Here is a 17555-nt window from a genome sequence, read left to right as displayed (position 1 = left end):
TTTGATCGGACAGCCCGGAGCGCCGCATGATCCCCTTCGTTCGCGACTTCGATTTCGCCTACGGCCGTTGCGACCAGGTCTCGCCGCTGATCCGACGGGTCGTAGCCAACAATCCCGGCCCCTTCACCTTCACGGGGACCGGCACCTACATCGTAGGTCGTGACGAACCCGGTGCGGGCGTGGCGGTGATCGATCCAGGTCCACTGGATGACGCCCATCTGGGTGCTCTGCTGGATGCGGTGAAGGGCCAGACGGTGAGCCATGTGTTGGTCACCCACACCCACCGCGACCACGCCCCCCTGGCGCGCCCGTTCGCCGAGGCCGTCGGAGCGCCGATTATGGCGGCCCGCCCGCCGCTGAGGACCATCCACGCGTCGGCCACGCTGGACGAGGAGGAGGACGACGCCTTCTTGCCCGACCTCGTGCTGAAGGGGGGCGAGCGACTGGAAGGTGACGGCTGGACGATCGAGGCGCTGTGCACGCCCGGCCACGCCTCCAACCACATGGCCTTTGTGCTGGAGGACGAGAATGCCCTGTTCTGCGGCGATCACGTGATGGGCTGGTCGACGACCGTGATCGCCCCACCCGATGGCGACATGGCCGACTATATGGCCAGTCTGGACGCGGTGATCGGGCGCGACTTCGCCACACTCTGGCCGACCCACGGCGCGCCGATCACTGACGCCGCGCCTTTCCTTCAGGCCTATCGCGCTCACCGGCTGGATCGCGAAGCCCAGGTGCTGGCCCAACTCCGCGCCGGACACGCCCGAATTGCCGACGTGGTGCCAGTCCTCTACGCCGCCGTGGACCCGCGCCTGTGGCCCGCCGCCAGCCTGTCGGTCTGGGCCCATCTGATCGCTCTTGAGAAGGCCGGACGGGTCCGTGCCACGCCCGCCCCGGCCATCGACGCGCAATGGACGCCAGTTTGAGGTCTATTCCGCCGTCTGCAACGCCCGGCTGATCTCACCGGCCAGACGACAGGCTTCGCTCCCGTGCGAACGCCCATCCCGCGCCGCGACGCGGACGTCCGTGCGGCCCGGCCGGATTCGCACCACCGCGTCATGGGGGAAGCCGAACCAGAAGCCGGTCCGATCACCGTCTGCCCGGGCCACGAACGCCCCGCGCGCCGTAAATCCTGCTGCCTGCAAGGCCTCATAGGCCCTCTGGGGCGCGACCTGGCGCATAACAGGCTGGGCTGCCGGACAGGCCTCCGGGCCAATGGCCGATGCCGGGCCGCCGGTACCGCGAGCCGCCTGAACACTGTCAGCAAAGCCCGGTCTGTCGTCCGGATTGGTGCTGACATCCTCCGGCAGCCCCTCGGCCAGCCGCGCCTTCTGCCAGGCAAAGGCCCCGAGCGTTGCCACAGAGATGACGAGGCCTGCGACCACATAGAGCCCCAGACGCTTCAGCTCGCCGCGCGCCACGACCGCCGCCGCCACCGCCGCTACGACACCGACGAACGCCAGCCCCCAGGCCACCTGAAGCGCCAGCAGGTCATACCCCACCGACGCCCCCCAAAACCCCAGCGAGGTCCCGAACGCCGCGATCAGAAGCAGGAACGGCGCGGCCAGGGTGACCAGCGTCAGGCCCTGAACCAGCCCCTCATGCCTTGGCCGTGTTCGGGCCATGCGCTCAGGCCGCCGTCGGGATGCGATAGTCCTTCATCCGCTCGCGGATCAGCTTCTTGTCGACCTTGCCGGTCGCCCCCAGCGGGATGTCATCCACGAAGACCACGTCATCAGGCATCCACCATTTGGCGATCTTGCCGACCAGGAAGTCCAGATGCTCCTGCTTGTCCTCGGTCTGGCCGGGCTTCAGCTTGATGATCAGCACCGGCCGCTCGTCCCATTTCGGGTGCGCCGCGCCGATGACGGCAGCGAGTTCGACCTTGGGGTGGCCCACGGCGATGTTCTCAATCTCGATCGAGCTGATCCACTCCCCACCGGACTTGATCACATCCTTGGCGCGGTCGGTGATCTGCATGAAACCATGCTCGTCGATGGTCGAGACATCGCCGGTGTCGAAGAAGCCCTCGGTGTCCAGGATCGGCGTCTCGTCGTTGAAATAGGCCCCGGCGATGGTCGGGCCCTTGATCATCAGCCGCCCGTAGGTGTGCCCGTCGTGCGGCATCTCCTGACCGGCATAGTTCTTCAGCTTCAGCTCGACACCCAGTGGCGGCGTGCCCTGCTTGACCCGCCACTTCATCTGCTCGTCGTACGGCAGGGCGCGCAGCTCCGGCGTCATGTTGGACAGGGTCCCGATCGGCGAAGTTTCGGTCATGCCCCAGCCCTGCAGCACCTCGATGCCGAACTCGTCGTGGAAGGCGCGGATCAGGCTTTCGGGCACCGCCGAGCCGCCGATCAGCACGCGTTTGACCGTCGGGATCTTCAGCTTGTGCTCGCGCAGGTGGGCCAGCAGCCCCTGCCAGACCGTCGGCACAGCGGCCGAGAAGGTCACGCCCTCGCTCTCGATCAGCTCATAGATGGCCGCGCCATCCATGCGCGCACCCGGCATGACCAGTTTGGACCCCGCCCCCGGCGCCCCGAAGGCGATGCCCCAGGCATTGGCGTGGAACATCGGCACGACCGGCAGGATCACCTCGCTGGGCGTCGCGCCCAGCACCGTGGTCTGCAGACCCAGCAGCGTGTGAATGAAGTTGGAGCGGTGCGAATACAGCACCCCCTTGGGGTTGCCGGTCGTGCCCGAGGTGTAGCAGAGGCCGCAGGCCGTCTGCTCGTCGAAGTCGCCCCAGACCACATCCTCGGACGCGCCTTCCAGCAGGTCCTCATAGCATTCTAGGCCGGGCAGCTCGACGGCGGGCATATGCGCCCGGTCGGTCATGACCACGACACGTTCGACCTTGGGACAGTGCGGCAGCACCGCCTGCAACAGCGGCACGAACGTCAGATCGACGAAAATGACCCGGTCGCCGCCGTGGTTGATGATGTAGACGAGCTGCTCCGGGAACAGGCGCGGGTTTAGGGTGTGGCACACCGCCCCGATCCCCATGATGCCATACCAGGTCTCGATATGGTTGCCGGTGTTCCAGGCCAGGGTGCCGATGCGGTCACCGACCTGGACGCCCCATCCCTGCAGGACGCTGGACACCCGCTTGGCTCGCGCATGAATGTCGGCATAGGTGGTGCGGACGATGGGGCCTTCGACCGACCGGGTCACGACTTCACGTGCGCCGTGCCAGTTCTTGGCGTGGTCCAGTATCTTGTCGACCGTCAGCGGCCAGTCCTGCATCAATCCAAGCATCTGCGTCCCTCGCTCTGCGCCTACGACCTGAGGCACTTGGAAATACGGTAACCGAGGTGAGCGTCGATTAGCAACGTGACGCTGGGTCAGCTTATGGGCTTTTCACCAAGACCATGCGTTATGATTGATCCGTTTGCAGGAGCGCGTCGATGATCATCAGGACCCACACCCTCGTTGCCGTCGCACTGGTCGCCCTGGCGGCGTGCGATCAGGCCAGTCAGGCCCCCGAACCCACCACCGGTACCCCCGCGCCAGCAGAGACACCCTCCGTCGAAGTACCACAGCGCCCGGCCACGCAAGGCGGCCTGACGATCGATGGCGAGGGCCTGCGCCATTTCTCGCCAGAGGGAGCCGCAACGCCTATCCCGTTCGGGACTGCTCAGGATGCTGTTCTCACCGCTGTGGCGACCAGCCTCGGTGGCAACGCCCCGGCGATCCGGACCAATGCCGAGTGCGGGGCCGGACCCACGCAGTTTGCGCGTTTCCGCAATGGTCTTCAGCTTGATTTCCAGGCTCAGCGCTTCGTCGGCTGGACCCTGGACCAGCCTGGCCTGACCACAACTGATGGCGTCGGCGTCGGCTCCGCCAGATCGACGGTCGAGAACAGCCGGACGGTTGAAATGGTGCCGGACTCCACCCTCGGCGTCGAGTTCTCATCCGGAGACCTGGGCGGCTTTTTCGATGGCGACGGAGCGGACGCGAAGGTCGTCAGCCTGTACGCCGGCCAAACCTGCTTCTTCCGTTAGAGGCGGTCCGGCGTTACAACCACGCCATGACCATCCTCATCGCAATCACCGGCGGCTCGGGCTCGGGCAAGAGCACTTTGGCCGAGGCGCTCGTCGCCTCCCTGCCCGAAGGCACAGCCGTCCTCATGCGCGAGGACAGCTACTATCGCGATGCGGCCAGCCTGCCCGGCTTCGACGCCGCTACCTTCGATTTCGACGACGTCACCGCCCGCGACCACGAGCTGATGGTCCGCGACCTGCGCACGCTCAAGTCAGGCAAGGACATTGTAGCCCCGGTCTATTCCTTCATCCACCACGGCCGCGAGCCCGGCGGCGAGCCCGTTCGGGCCGCCGAGGTCGTGATCGTCGAGGGCACCCATGTGCTGTGCACGCCGGATTTGGTCGATCTATTCGACATCCGCATCTTCGTGGACACGCCTGCCGACATCCGCTTCATCCGCCGCCTGCTACGCGATCAGAGCGAGCGGGGGCGCACCGCCGACTCCGTCGTCGCCCAGTATCTGGCTACCGTCCGCCCCGGCCACGAACGCCTGACCGAGCCGTCGCGGGTCCGGGCCGACTTCATCATCGCCGATGCGACCGCCGCCGTGCGTCTGGAAGACACCCAGGCCGTCGTACGCCTGGCCGCACCCGTCCTGGCCCACCCGCTGCTGGCAGGGCTCAAGTCCGCCTAGATCTCAGGGCCAGAGCCGAGTCTTCGTCCACCCCTGCCCGTGCCGGTCGAACCGCAACCGGTCGTGCAGGCGGAACGGCCGGTCGCGCCAGAACTCCACGCTGTCGGGGATCAAGCGCCAGCCGGTCCAGTGCTCGGGCCGCGGCACGTCCTTCCCCTCGAACCGTGCCGTCTGCTCGGCCACCGCGCTTTCTAACGCCGCACGACTGTCCAACACCCGCGATTGATCCGAGGCCCACGCCCCGATCCGGCTCTCGCGCGCCCGGCTGGCGAAATAGGCGTCGGCCTCGGCAGCACTGACCGGCTCCAGCCGCCCGCGCACCCGCACCTGACGCCTCAGGCTCTTCCAGTGAAACAGCAGGGCCGCAGCGGGCGTCGCCGTGACCTGCCGGCCCTTGGCGCTTTCGCGATTGGAATAGAAGGTCAGGCCGCGATCATCGACGTCCTTCAGCAGCACCATTCGGCTGTCGGGCAGGCCGTCGCTGTCCACGGTCGACAGACACATGGCGTTGGAATCATTGATCTCGTGCGCCCGCGCCTGCGCCAGCCATTCGACGATCAGGCTGATCGGCTCATCCCGGTCAAAGATCGTCTCGTCGCCATTGGCGGCCAGCGCGGCAGCATAGTCCCGATCATACTCTTCGCGGGTCGGGCTGGGCGGGATCACGGGTGCGGTCATGGGTTCCAGATAGACCCTGACCGACGCTTTTGGGAGAGGCATGCTGTCACGGTTAACCGCGCGTTGACCCTGTTCTGCGCCCATTGGGGTCATGTCGTCGCGCGCCACATCCGAAATCGCCTCGATCGCAGAGGCCCACGCCCTGCTCGGCCTCGATGGCCCTGCCGACGGCGAGGCGCTGAAGGCCGCCTTCCGCCGCGCGATCAAGGCGGCCCGGCCCGACCTAATCGGCGGCAATGAAGACCATTTCCGGCGCGTGATCGCGGCCTGGGGTCTGATCCGAATGCAAGGCGCGGGACACCTCGCCCTGCCCGCGCCCAAGGCACGACCGGCAGGTCTGACGGTCGTGGCCCTTTCGCCGACCCAGGCGCTGGAAGGCGGCACCGTCGAGGTCCGGATCGGCAAGCGCACCCTGCGCGTGCGGGTCCCAGCCGGCCTGCGGACCGGGGACCACGTCCGCCTGACCGGGGCAGCCCCTGACGGCAACGACCTGTATCTGCCCGTCCTGATCCGCCCGACGGCCAGCCTGCGGATCATGGGCGACGACGTCTACATGCGTTGGTCCGTCTCTCAGCGCCTGCTGGACGACGGCGGCCGCATCGAGATCGAGACCCATGCCGGCCCGCGCTCGGCCTGGGTCGTCGCAGGATTGTCGGCCACCACGACCCAGCTCCGCCTCAAGGGCCTGGGCCTGCCGGCTCGCGGGCGACGCCCCCAGGGCCACCTGTTCGTGACGCTGGAACCCAGCGCCGACGCCCCCTCCTCCGCCGACGACCTGCTGGCGCGCTTCACGCGGGTCTGGACGCCGGACCGGCTGGCGGCTTAAGCGTCAGGGACCATGTCCCACAACACCTTCGGCCATCTGTTTCGCGTGACGACCTGGGGCGAGAGCCACGGGCCGGCCATCGGCTGCGTCATCGACGGGTGCCCGCCCCTGATTCCGCTGACCGAGGCCGACCTCCAACCCTGGCTGGACCGGCGCAAGCCAGGCGGCAGTCGCTTCGTCACCCAGCGCAGCGAGAGCGACACCGCCCGCATCCTGTCCGGCGTCTTCGACGACGGAAACGGACCCGTCACCACTGGCACACCCATCGCCATCGAGATCCAGAACGAGGACGCCCGCTCAAAGGACTATGGCGAGATCGCCCGCGCCTATCGCCCCGGCCATGCCGACCTGACCTATCAAACCAAATACGGCGTGCGCGACCATCGGGGCGGCGGCCGCTCCTCGGCGCGGGAGACGGCCATGCGTGTGGCTGCAGGGGCCGTGGCGCGCAAGGTTCTGGGTCCAGACCTCCGCATCCGCGCCGGCGTGGTCCAACTGGGTCCGCACCGGCTGACCGACGATCAGATCGACTTCGACGCCGTCTATGACAACCCCCTGTTCGCAGCCTCCGGTACGGTGGGCACAGAGTGGGAGGCCTATCTGGACGGCGTGCGCAAGGCAGGCTCCTCCATCGGGGCCGTCGTGGCGCTGGAGGTCACGGGCGTCCCTGCCGGCTGGGGCAGTCCCCTCTATGGCAAGCTGGATGCCGAACTGGCCGCCGCCCTGATGTCGATCAATGCCGTCAAGGGCGTGGAGATCGGTGCCGGTTTCGCCTCCGCCGAGCTCTCGGGCGAGGAGAACGCCGACCAGATGCGCATCGGCGAGGACGGCCAGCCGGTCTTCCTGTCCAACCATGCGGGCGGCGTCCTGGGCGGCATATCGACGGGCCAGCCCCTGACGGCGCGCGTCGCCTTCAAGCCCACCTCCTCCATCCTGACCCCGCGCCAGACCGTCACCCGCGACGGTACCGAGACGAGCTTGCGCACCAAGGGCCGCCACGACCCCTGCGTCGCCCTGCGCGGCGTGCCGGTGGTCGAGGCCATGGCGGCCTGCGTGCTGGCCGACGCCATGCTGAGGCACCGCGCGCAGGTAAGTTAGATAATCTGACCGCCCGCATCGAAGAAGGACTACCGCCTGTGGATTGGAAGCGAGAACTGGTGATCGCTCATCTGGTGAAACAGGAGATTGCCAAGATCGATTTTGACGGTCTCTGGGAAAACACACTGCCTGAAGTTCGGGCCTCTGAAGAGCAGGTGCAGTTTCTTGAATCCAAACTCGGATATTCGGTGGATCCCCAGTACCGCGCCTTCCTGATCCACGCGAACGGATGGCGGTCGTTTAGCCAGTTCATCGACATCTTCGGCGTGGACGATCTTGTAGGGAGCGCTCGATCAGCACGAGCCATTGAGCTTACAGAAACACTAGAGCCACTCGAGCCATTATGTGGTTTTGGAAAGAACGACCTGATCCCGATCGCGGCCTCGTCGAATGATATCGATCTCATGCTGATGACGCGCCCGCATACATCAGACCCAGGAAAAGTCTTTTGGTTCGCCGGGGGTCTGATCGACACATTTACCGGGTTCGACGAGTGGTTCCTTTCAATGTTTGATTACCTCCGCCTCGCCCATCAACGGCTGGTAGAACGCAATACGTAACCGTCGCGCCGCCCCCTTTTCGCCACTGGCACTGTTACCTATATAGGCGTCAGCGAGGTTTCTAACCCTCGGATTCCCGGGAGCATCCCCATGATCGACGTCAGACCCTTCAACAGCCTGGGCGGAGCCAACCACGGTTGGCTGGACGCCAAACACCACTTTTCCTTCGCCAACTACTATGACCCCAACCGCATGAGCTGGGGCCGGTTGAGAGTATGGAACGACGACACCATCGCCGCCAAATCAGGCTTTCCGCCCCACCCCCACTCGGACATGGAAATCATCACCTATGTCCGCACCGGAGCCATCACCCATGAGGACTCCATGGGCAACAGGGGCCGCACCGGCGCTGGCGACGTCCAGGTCATGAGCGCCGGCACCGGCGTGCGCCACTCCGAGTTCAACCTCGAGAACGAGCCCACCACCCTGTTCCAGATCTGGATCGAGGCCGACAAGCGCGGTGCCCAGCCCAGCTGGGGGGCCAAGGTCTTCCCCAAGAGCGACCGCACCGGCCAGTTCTCGGTGCTCGCCTCCGGCGACACCACCGATGACGCCCTGACCATCAATGCCGATGCCAAGGTGCTGGGGGCCACGCTGAATGCGGTCGAAAGCCTGACCTACAGCCTGGCGGAGGGCCGCCGCGCCTATCTGGTACCTGCGGTCGGCGAGGTCGAGGTCAACGGGGTGAAGCTGAACGCCCGTGACGGCGCTGCCATCGCGGACGAGCCGACGATCACGATCACCGCCAAGGCCGACGCCGAACTGGTGATGGTCGATAGCCTCTGAGCGGTCTCCAGAGGGTCAGGAATTATCCATCCTGTCCTGCCGGATTATCCAACGTTATCCATCACGAAAAACCCCGCCCGGATCGCTCCGGGCGGGGTTCTTTTCGATCAGTGCGTGGCGACCACGGTTCCCGGGTCCTGCACCGGCTGCGGGGCCGGCAGGGGCTCGGCCACCTCGTCCCATTCCACCGGCGTCAGCGACCCGGTCAGGGCCCATTTCAGGGCCTCGTCCGCTGTCTTGATCGGGACGATCTCCAGCGCCGACTTCACATTGTCGGGCACATCGGCGAGGTCCTTCTCGTTCTCCTCGGGAATCAGCACCGTCTTGATGCCGGACCGAAGCGCGGCCAGCAGCTTCTCTTTCAGGCCACCGATAGCCGTGACCCGCCCGCGCAGGGTGATCTCGCCGGTCATGGCGATATCCTTGCGGATCGGTATGCCCGTCAGGACCGAGACCATGGCGACGGTCATGGCCACGCCCGCCGAGGGACCGTCCTTGGGCGTCGCGCCGTCCGGCACGTGCACGTGGATGTCGGTCTTCTCGAACACAGGCGGCTTGACGCCGAAGCTCAGAGCGCGCGCCCGCGTGTAGGAGGCCGCAGCTGACACACTCTCCTTCATCACCTCTTTCAGGTTGCCGGTGACGGTCATGCGGCCGCGCCCGGGCATCTTGATCGCCTCGATGGTCAGGATGTCGCCGCCGAACTCGGTCCAGGCCAGGCCCGTGACGATGCCGACCTGATCCTCCTCGTCCGTCTCGCCATAGCGGAACTTCTTCACGCCCGCATAGTCGGCCAGCTTGGCCGCATCGACCGTGATCGACAGCGTCTTTTCCTTGGACATCTCGCGCACGGCCTTGCGGGCAAGGCCGCCCAGGGCCCGCTCCAGCGACCGCACCCCGGCTTCGCGGGTGTAGTACCGGATCAGGTCGCGGATGGTCTCATCCGGCACCACGAACTCGGCAGGCGTCAGACCGTTGTCCTTGGTCACCTTGGGCAGGACGTGCCGCTTGGCAATCTCGACCTTCTCGTCCTCGGTGTAGCCACTGACCCGGATGATCTCCATCCGGTCCATCAGCGGTTGCGGCATGTTCAGGCTGTTGGCCGTGGTCACGAACATGATGTTCGACAGGTCGTAGTCGACCTCCAGATAGTGGTCGCCGAACGCATTGTTCTGCGCAGGGTCCAGCACCTCCAGCAGGGCCGAAGACGGATCCCCGCGCCAGTCCGCGCCCAGCTTGTCGATCTCGTCCAGCAAGATGAAGGCGTTGGTCGTCTTCACCTTCTTCATCGACTGGATGATCTTGCCGGGCATGGAGCCGATGTAGGTCCGGCGGTGGCCGCGGATTTCGGCCTCGTCACGCATGCCACCCAGCGACATCCGGACGTATTCACGGCCCGTCGCCTTGGCGATTGACTTGGCCAGCGAGGTCTTGCCGACGCCGGGAGGGCCCACCAGGCACAGGATAGGCCCTTTCAGGCTGTTGGTGCGCGCCTGTACCGCCAGATATTCGATGATCCGTTCCTTGACCTTCTCCAGGCCGTAGTGATCCTCCTCGAGGATGTCCTCGGCCTTGGCCAGGTCGATCGGCTTTTGCTTGGTCTTGCCCCACGGGATCGACAGCAGCCAGTCCAGATAGTTGCGCACCACCGTGGATTCCGCCGACATCGGGCTCATGTTGCGCAGCTTCTTGACCTCGGCCTCGGCCTTGGTGCGAGCCTCCTTTGACAGGCGCGTCTTACGTATGCGCTTCTCCAGCTCCATGATCTCGTCACGGCTGTCGTCGGTCTCGCCCAGCTCGCGCTGGATCGCCTTCATCTGCTCGTTCAGATAATATTCGCGCTGGGTCTTCTCCATCTGGCGCTTCACGCGCGAGCGGATCTTCTTCTCGACCTGCAGGACCGAAATCTCGCCCTCCATCAGGCCATACACCTTCTCCAGCCGCTCGGGCACGGCGAAGGTTTCCAGCAGGCCCTGCTTGTCGGTGATCTTCACCGACAGATGGGCGGCCACGCTGTCGGCCAGCTTGGACGGATCGGTGATCTGGGGGATGGAACTCAGGGCCTCGGGCGGCACCTTCTTGTTCAGCTTCACATAGTTTTCGAACTGCTCGATCACCGCGCGCAGCAGGGCCTCGGACTGAGCCGGTTCGCCGGCATCCTCCTCGATCTCGACGGCCTCGGCCTCGAAGTAATCCGTGCGGTCGGTGAAGCGGGTCAGACGCGCACGACTCTTGCCCTCGACCAGCACCTTCACCGTGCCGTCGGGCAGTTTCAGCAGTTGCAGCACGGTCGCCAGCACACCGATCGGATAGATGGCATCGGCCGCAGGGTCGTCGTCGACGCTGTTCTTCTGGGTCGCCAGCAGAATCTGCTTTTCGCCCTTCATGATCTCGTCCAGCGCCTTCACGGACTTCTCGCGCCCGACGAACAGCGGCACGACCATGTGCGGGAACACGACGATATCACGCAGCGGCAGAACGGGCAGTGTCTTCGTATCAGTCATTCTCGTACTTTCCGGGGTCGTCGTTGATCTCTGACCCGCCGAGGGGGCGTCCGGAACAAGGGGCCCCGGCGTTTCGACTCGGCCCACATTCCGTGGCCTTCGGATCAGTATGTGGTTCGTGCACGCCCCGGTTCAAGCGTCGCCGCGCGATAGCGGTGGACCATTGCACGCAACCCGCACGGCAGCTTGGCCGTTAGCGGTGCCATAGACAGGGAGAAGACCACCATGCGTATGCTGATCCTGACCACTGCCACCATGTCCGCCCTGGCCTTGGCTGCTTGCAATCAACCGACCGAAAGCCCCCCTGCTCCGGCTGCGGATGACAATGCCATCGACGCCGTGGCCATCGACAAGAATGCCCTGCCACTTGCCCCCGTCGTTCAGGCCCCGCGCCCGGCGCGGGCGGCACCGGCACCGTCTGTTGCAGCAGAGGAAGAGGTCGGCATGCCTGCAGAGGCCTCCACAGAGGGCACGATGGCTGGCCCAAGCCCGGCGGTCCGCGAGGCAGCCAAGGAAGAGGCTGAAGCCACCAACCTACGCCCCAGCTGATCTACGACTGAAAAGGGCGGATCCGCTGCCGGACCCGCCCTTGTCGTTATTATATTGAACTGAACCTACGCCGCGCTGTCGGGCGTCGCGGTCTTCTTGGACTTGGTCTCGGCATAGATCAGCAGCGGCTGGGCCTTGCCCTCGATCACCTCGGCATTGACCACGACCTCTTCGACGCCTTCGAAGGTCGGCAGTTCGAACATAGTCTCCAGCAAGATGCCCTCCAGAATGGAGCGCAGGCCGCGCGCGCCGGTCTTGCGAGTGATGGCCTTCTTGGCCACGGCAATCAGGGCGTCGTCTGTGAAGGTCAGATCGACATTCTCCATCTCGAACAGACGCTTGTACTGCTTGACCAGGGCGTTCTTCGGCTCGGTCAGGATGGTGACCAGCGCCGCCTCGTCCAGGTCTTCCAGCGTCGCCAGCACGGGCAGACGACCGATGAACTCCGGGATCAGACCGAACCGCATCAGGTCGTCAGGCTCGACCTGTTTCAGCACGTCGCCCATGCGGCGCTCGTCGACTTCCTTGACCTTGGCGCCGAAGCCGATCGAGGCCCCCTCGCCACGCGCGGAGATGACCTTCTCCAGGCCCGCAAAGGCACCGCCGACGATGAACAGGATGTTGGCGGTGTCGACCTGCAAAAATTCCTGTTGAGGATGCTTGCGTCCACCCTGCGGCGGCACGGAAGCGACCGTGCCTTCCATGATCTTCAGCAGAGCCTGCTGCACACCCTCGCCTGACACGTCGCGCGTGATCGAGGGATTGTCGGACTTGCGCGAAATCTTGTCGATCTCGTCGATGTAGACGATGCCGCGCTGGGCCCGCTCGACGTTGTAATCCGAAGCCTGAAGCAGCTTCAGAATGATGTTCTCGACATCCTCGCCCACATAACCGGCTTCGGTCAGTGTCGTTGCGTCGGCCATGGTGAAGGGCACGTCGATGATGCGTGCCAGCGTCTGGGCCAGCAACGTCTTGCCCGAGCCGGTCGGCCCGATCAGCATGATGTTCGACTTGGCCAGTTCGACGTCGTTGTTCTTGGCCGCGTGGTTCAGACGCTTGTAGTGGTTGTGGACCGCGACGCTCAGCACCTTCTTGGCGTGGCTCTGGCCGATCACATAGTCGTCCAGGACGTCGCGGATTTCCTTGGGCGTCGGTACGCCGTCCTTGGTCTTGGAGAAGGAAATCTTGTGCTCTTCACGGATGATATCCATGCACAGTTCGACGCATTCATCGCAGATGAACACGGTCGGCCCGGCGATGAGCTTGCGCACCTCGTGCTGGCTCTTCCCGCAGAAGGAGCAGTAGAGGGTGCTTTTGGCATCTGTGCCGGCGGCTTTGGTCATCGGGCCTTCTCACTCCCGCGGTTCACCCCGATATGAGGCGAAACGCGCTTACCTCGCGTTGATTCCCCAACAATGGGCGCGAAGGTCTTCAAAAAATGACAATCACTCATACGGACGCTCGCCACAAGCCCGCCCAAGCGTGGCAGACGCGGATAGCGGACGGAACACTGTTCATGAGGATCGCGGCGAATGTCTGACATGGGGATAGCGGACGGGTTTCGCCAGCAACCCCGCAAGGATCAGGCCATCGTCGCCTTCGACTTCGACGGCACCCTGACCGTGCGCGACAGCTTTACTGCCTTCCTGCGCTGGCGGGCGGGCCGACGTGGCTGGGCCATGGGCCTGATGAAGCTGGCTCCCGCGGTCGCGACCTATGCCAAGGACCGCGACCGGGGACGCATCAAGGCCGCCTCGGTCAAGCAGTTCCTGAAAGGCGTCACCCGCTCCGAACTGGAGGCTGACGCGGACGAATTCGCCGACGAAGTCTGGTCCAAATTCATCCGCCCCGACGCCCTGGCCTGCTGGAAGGACTGGGGCAACAAAGGCGCTCATCGCGTAATCGTGACCGCCTCCCCCGGCCTGACCGTCGCCCCGTTCGCCCGACGCCTCGGTGCTGAGGGCCTTCTCGGCACCCATCTGGATTTCGATGCCCTTGATCGCCTGACCGGCAAATTCACCAGTCCGAACTGCCGGGGTGAGGAGAAGGTGCTGCGGCTGCGCACCGCCTACGGTGACGCAATGACCCTTACCGCCGCCTATGGCGACACCTCGGGCGATACGGAAATGCTGGCAATGGCACGGGAGCCCGGCTTTCGGGTCTTTACAGAGCGGCCCTAGTTCCCGTCGGCATCCACGTCGAACACCACGGCCTTGCCGCGCGAGGTGGGATCCCACCCTGCGGCCATGGCCGACTTCACAGCGTTGCGGACGCTTTCGACGTTTATCCGCTGGCTCTCGAAGATCGGCCGTCCATTGGGACGCAACGGCATGGGGAATTGCACCACGGCCTCGCGCTTGAACCCTTGCAAATGAAGGGACAAGGCAATCCCGTCCCACCCCCCGGCCGCCGTAGGCTGTGGCTGACGCCGGACCTCCCAGTCGTAGGTTTCGCCGTCGACCTCGACCGTGCCGTGGGTATCGCGTGTGTGCTGCATGGCGGCCTGATAACACGATCAGGCGATCCGTCATCGTCGGCAAAATTGAAACCGCCTGAAACGGGCGACTGTTGTAACGGCTGCTCAGGGCTTGGGAATATCCTGTTCAAGAACCCTTGCCGCTGCTCGAGACTGGGTATGGAGGTTGATGCGCATGTCTTCCCGGACACTGTACAGCCCTTGGAGATAGGCTTCGTCCCATGCTGTCAGGCCACCACCCGCGAACTCTGGTCGGAACATGTTCAGGACCGTATCGAACTGGCTCATGTCAGACTGCATATCCATTTGCGCAAAGGTGACCATGGCGAGGTAGTCCGTCAGGTTATCGATGCTGCGGCCCTCCATCTGTCCAATGTCCACGACAACGACAAGGCGCTGTAGATCGTCCCTGGTACGGCCTCGTTTCAGCGAGAAAGTGTGGACATTGATCGTCGGCCTGCCGGTGAAGCTGTCGGTCGGGACCGCCTGCCCCAGCAGGACGTCATAGTAGGACGGACGGCTAATGGCCCACCAGCGCACGGGCGCATCCGTCGTTGCGAAGTGGTTCAACTGCTCACGGGACAACGATGCGTCGGAGAGGTTGGGCCGAAAGTCGCGGGGGCGACGCGCGACCCAGCCCTGGGTCACCGCCTGGGCATCGACCGCACCGACAATGATGATGTTCGGATCACACGTGTCGTCATCAATGGGAACGCCCAGTCGTCCCCCCAACTGCGCCAGCCCATCCGCCAGTTGCAGAGCGACAGCAGGCCGAAAGTTCACGACACCGATGCAGACGGGGCCCTGCCACCGCGCCAGGCCCCGACCCGGCACCGGGCGCGCGGCTTCTTCGGTAAAGCGTCTGAGCTGTTCTTCCAGCGGCACACCGCTGACCAGAATGTCGTCCAGAACCGTCGCTGGTTCCTCGGCTTGATCCGGTGTGGGCGGAACCTGTGCCACGCTCGCAGGTGCACATATTGCCGTCAGCAGAACGACCGCAAGACCAACCAGCACACGCATTCGGGCCTCCAGAACGAGGTTTCAGCTACGCCACCACCCGAAGCTTGCTCCGATAGCGGCGATCCAGCAAGACCGCCGCTATCTGGCCGCCCCCTAGACCGTCTTCACACCATCGCTGTCAGCCTGTTCGCGGCGGTCATAGACGTGGTCGACGATGCCCCATTCCTTGGCTTCCTCGGCGCTCATGAAGTGGTCGCGGTCCAGGGTCTTCTCGACCTCCTCATAGGTCCGGCCTGTGTGATGGACATAGATCTCGTTCAGGCGACGCTTGGTGTAGCGGATGTCGGCGGCGTGCAGTTCGATGTCCGAGGCCTGCCCCCGGAACCCGCCCGACGGCTGGTGCACCATGATCCGCGCGTTCGGCAAAGCGACTCGTTGACCAGCCGCACCGGCCGTCAGGATCAGCGAACCAGCCGAGGCCGCCATGCCCATGACCACGGTCGAGACCGGGCTCTTGATGTATTGCATGGTGTCATAGATCGCGAGCGCCGAGGACACCTGTCCGCCCGGGCTGTTGATATACATGCTGATTTCCTTCTTCGGGTTCTCCGATTCCAGGAACAGCAGCTGGGCGCAGATCAGCGACGCCATCGTGTCCTCGAACGGCCCCGTCAGGAAGATGATCCGCTCGCGCAGCAGGCGCGAGAAGATGTCGAACGACCGCTCCCCCCGGCTGGACTGCTCCACCACCATCGGGACCAGGTTCATGTTCATCAGTTCGATCGGATCGCGCATGTCAGGCTTTCTGGATGGATACGGAGCCGACTCGCCGTCGGCCTCCCTCGGGATCAGGATATCGCGTCGCCGGGGCCGGGATGCAAGTCACGCCCGAAAAGCAAATCCCCGCTCCGGCGACCGGAACGGGGATCATGCAGTCACAGGTGCGACGACGATCAGATGTCGTCGTCTTCCTTCAGCAGCTCGTCCTTGGTGATCGGCGTGTCGGTCACCTCGGCCTGGCCGAAGATCAGGTCGCAGACCTTCTCCTCATAGATGGGGGCGCGCATCTGGGCGGCGGCGTTGGGGTTCTGGCGATAGAAGTCCAGCACCTGACGCTCCTGGCCCGGATAGTTGCGGGCCTCGTTCATGATGGCGTTGTTCAGCTCCTGGTCGGTGACCTGCACGTTGTTGGCGCGGCCGATCTCGGCAAGGACCAGACCCAGGCGCACGCGGCGCTCGGCGATCTTCTGGTACTCTTCCTTCAGCTTCTTCTCGGACTTCTTGGCGTCCTCCTCGGGCAGGCGACCGGCGTCCTTGTCGGCCTGCACCTGTTGCCAGATACCCTCGAACTCGGCCTCGACCATCTTGGGCGGCAGCGGGAAGCTGTGGGCCTTGTCCAGCTCGTCCAGCAGGGCGCGCTTCAGCTTGAAGCGGGCGGCTCCGACATACTGCTGGTCCAGATTGGTCTTCAGCAGCTCCTTCAGCTTGTCCAGCGATTCGATGCCGATCCGCTTGGCGAAGTCCTCGTCGACCACGGCGGGGGCCTCGGCCTTGATGGCCTTGACCTTGACGTCGAACGTCACGGCCTTACCGGCCAGATGCTTGGCCTGATAGTCCTCGGGGAAGGTCACGTTCAGGACCTTCTCCTCGCCGACCTTGGCACCCTTCAGCTGCTCTTCGAAGCCGGGGATGAAGCGGTTGGACCCGATCACCAGCTGGGTATCTTCAGCGGCACCGCCTTCGAAGGGTTCGCCGTCCAGCTTGCCCAGGAAGTCGATGGTGACCTCGTCGCCCTCGGCGGCCTTCACGGCCTTGCCCTTCTTGTCTTCGTACGACTTGGCCTGGCCGGCCAGTTCGGTCAGCGCCTCGTCCAGATCGGCGTCGGTCGCCTCATAGGTCGGGCGCTTCAGCTTCAGCGTCTTGGGATCGACCGGCGTGAAGTCGGGCATGACTTCCAGCGCCATCTCGTAGGACAGGTCCTCCTGACCGGCGACGACCTTGTCCATGTCCGAGATCAGCTTCATCTCGGCGGGCGCAGCGGGACGCAGCTTGGCGTCGTCCAGGGCCTTCTGGCTGGTCTGGTTCAGGGTGTCGTTGATGATCTCGCCCATGAAGTCGCGGCCGAAGGTCTTCTTGACGTGCGCGACCGGCACCTTGCCAGGACGAAAGCCCTTCAGCTTCATCTGCGGCGCGACTTCCTTCAGCTTTGCATCCAGCTTGCTGTTCAGCTCGGCGACGGGGACGGTCACCGCGATGACGCGGCTCAGACCTTCGGTGGACTTTTCGACGACTTGCATGGTCGGACTTCTAACGCTCTGTGGCGGCGCCACTGGGGCGGGCGCGCGCGATGGGGATAAAGCAAGAAGGGCCGCCCCTTGCAGAGCGGCACCTCGAAGCCCGCCCTTATGTCGATGCCAGGCGCAAAGGTCAACGCGCC

At 64.7% G+C, this 17555-nt stretch carries 18 protein-coding genes; 9 read left to right on the top strand and 9 right to left on the bottom strand.

What is annotated here, in order from left to right; genetic code table 11:
* Positions 1-26: 26 nt before the first annotated feature.
* Positions 27-929 (top strand): MBL fold metallo-hydrolase, encoded by a 903-nt coding sequence (locus tag WC585_RS12985; protein ID WP_373258409.1) that lies wholly within the window; start codon positions 27-29, stop codon positions 927-929.
* Between the two features lie 3 nt (positions 930-932).
* Here WC585_RS12985 and WC585_RS12980 read toward each other — a convergent pair whose 3' ends face one another.
* Positions 933-1628: a DUF1499 domain-containing protein gene (locus tag WC585_RS12980; protein ID WP_373258407.1), complete on the bottom strand. Its 696-nt coding sequence runs from the start codon at positions 1626-1628 to the stop codon at positions 933-935.
* A 4-nt stretch (positions 1629-1632) separates the two neighbouring features.
* Entirely contained in the window at positions 1633-3261 is a 1629-nt protein-coding gene (locus tag WC585_RS12975; RefSeq protein WP_373258406.1) for a long-chain-fatty-acid--CoA ligase, read from the bottom strand.
* A gap of 149 nt (positions 3262-3410) precedes the next feature.
* Here WC585_RS12975 and WC585_RS12970 point away from each other — a divergent pair, with 149 nt between their 5' ends.
* Both WC585_RS12970 and udk read left to right on the top strand, forming a co-directional pair.
* Positions 3411-4007, top strand: coding sequence for a hypothetical protein (locus WC585_RS12970; RefSeq protein ID WP_373258405.1), 597 nt, complete (start codon positions 3411-3413; stop codon positions 4005-4007).
* 26 nt (positions 4008-4033) lie between these two features.
* Complete coding sequence (udk, locus tag WC585_RS12965) at positions 4034-4681, top strand: uridine kinase (protein ID WP_373258404.1); 648 nt, start codon at positions 4034-4036, stop codon at positions 4679-4681.
* A gap of 3 nt (positions 4682-4684) precedes the next feature.
* Here udk and pdxH read toward each other — a convergent pair whose 3' ends face one another.
* Positions 4685-5359, bottom strand: coding sequence for a pyridoxamine 5'-phosphate oxidase (gene pdxH / locus WC585_RS12960; protein ID WP_373258403.1), 675 nt, complete (start codon positions 5357-5359; stop codon positions 4685-4687).
* A gap of 91 nt (positions 5360-5450) precedes the next feature.
* Between pdxH and WC585_RS12955 the strand changes: the two genes are divergently transcribed.
* From WC585_RS12955 to WC585_RS12940, 4 genes are all read left to right on the top strand, one after another.
* Positions 5451-6185: a DnaJ C-terminal domain-containing protein gene (locus WC585_RS12955; RefSeq protein WP_373258402.1), complete on the top strand. Its 735-nt coding sequence runs from the start codon at positions 5451-5453 to the stop codon at positions 6183-6185.
* Positions 6186-6197: 12 nt separating this feature from the next.
* Positions 6198-7283 (top strand): chorismate synthase, encoded by a 1086-nt coding sequence (gene aroC, locus WC585_RS12950; RefSeq protein WP_373258401.1) that lies wholly within the window; start codon positions 6198-6200, stop codon positions 7281-7283.
* A 59-nt stretch (positions 7284-7342) separates the two neighbouring features.
* On the top strand, positions 7343-7843 hold the full coding sequence (locus WC585_RS12945; RefSeq protein WP_373258400.1) for an SMI1/KNR4 family protein: 501 nt from the start codon (positions 7343-7345) through the stop codon (positions 7841-7843).
* Between the two features lie 90 nt (positions 7844-7933).
* The gene (locus WC585_RS12940; protein ID WP_373258399.1) at positions 7934-8629 is read left to right on the top strand and encodes a pirin family protein; all 696 of its coding nucleotides are present in this window, start codon (positions 7934-7936) and stop codon (positions 8627-8629) included.
* Positions 8630-8736: 107 nt separating this feature from the next.
* Here the strand turns inward: WC585_RS12940 and lon are convergent, their stop codons facing one another.
* Complete coding sequence (gene lon, locus WC585_RS12935) at positions 8737-11133, bottom strand: endopeptidase La (RefSeq protein WP_373258398.1); 2397 nt, start codon at positions 11131-11133, stop codon at positions 8737-8739.
* Positions 11134-11358: 225 nt separating this feature from the next.
* Here lon and WC585_RS12930 point away from each other — a divergent pair, with 225 nt between their 5' ends.
* Positions 11359-11682: a hypothetical protein gene (locus WC585_RS12930; RefSeq protein WP_373258397.1), complete on the top strand. Its 324-nt coding sequence runs from the start codon at positions 11359-11361 to the stop codon at positions 11680-11682.
* Positions 11683-11747: 65 nt separating this feature from the next.
* On the opposite strand, the gene clpX is transcribed toward WC585_RS12930, so the two are convergent.
* Complete coding sequence (gene clpX, locus WC585_RS12925; protein ID WP_373258396.1) at positions 11748-13025, bottom strand: ATP-dependent Clp protease ATP-binding subunit ClpX; 1278 nt, start codon at positions 13023-13025, stop codon at positions 11748-11750.
* Between the two features lie 189 nt (positions 13026-13214).
* On the opposite strand from clpX, the gene WC585_RS12920 reads away from it, so the two are divergent.
* Positions 13215-13862 carry an HAD-IB family hydrolase gene (locus WC585_RS12920; protein WP_373258395.1) on the top strand — a complete coding sequence of 216 codons (648 nt, stop codon included), beginning with the start codon at positions 13215-13217 and terminating at the stop codon, positions 13860-13862.
* Here WC585_RS12920 and WC585_RS12915 read toward each other — a convergent pair.
* The 4 genes from WC585_RS12915 to tig form a co-directional block, all read right to left on the bottom strand.
* Positions 13859-14179, bottom strand: a complete 321-nt coding sequence (locus tag WC585_RS12915) for a hypothetical protein (RefSeq protein WP_373258394.1) — start codon at positions 14177-14179, stop codon at positions 13859-13861. The genes WC585_RS12920 and WC585_RS12915 overlap by 4 nt on opposite strands.
* An 84-nt stretch (positions 14180-14263) precedes the next feature.
* Entirely contained in the window at positions 14264-15178 is a 915-nt protein-coding gene (locus WC585_RS12910; protein ID WP_373258392.1) for a hypothetical protein, read from the bottom strand.
* Between the two features lie 93 nt (positions 15179-15271).
* On the bottom strand, positions 15272-15913 hold the full coding sequence (locus WC585_RS12905; RefSeq protein WP_373258391.1) for an ATP-dependent Clp protease proteolytic subunit: 642 nt from the start codon (positions 15911-15913) through the stop codon (positions 15272-15274).
* A gap of 158 nt (positions 15914-16071) precedes the next feature.
* Positions 16072-17415, bottom strand: a complete 1344-nt coding sequence (tig, locus tag WC585_RS12900) for a trigger factor (RefSeq protein WP_373258390.1) — start codon at positions 17413-17415, stop codon at positions 16072-16074.
* Positions 17416-17555: the final 140 nt, after the last annotated feature.

The sequence above is a fragment of the Brevundimonas sp. genome, from assembly GCF_041648055.1.
Classification (GTDB): Bacteria; Pseudomonadota; Alphaproteobacteria; order Caulobacterales; family Caulobacteraceae; genus Brevundimonas.
The sequence above is the reverse complement of the archived record's forward strand: the minus strand, read 5'-3'. Positions and strand labels throughout refer to the sequence as shown.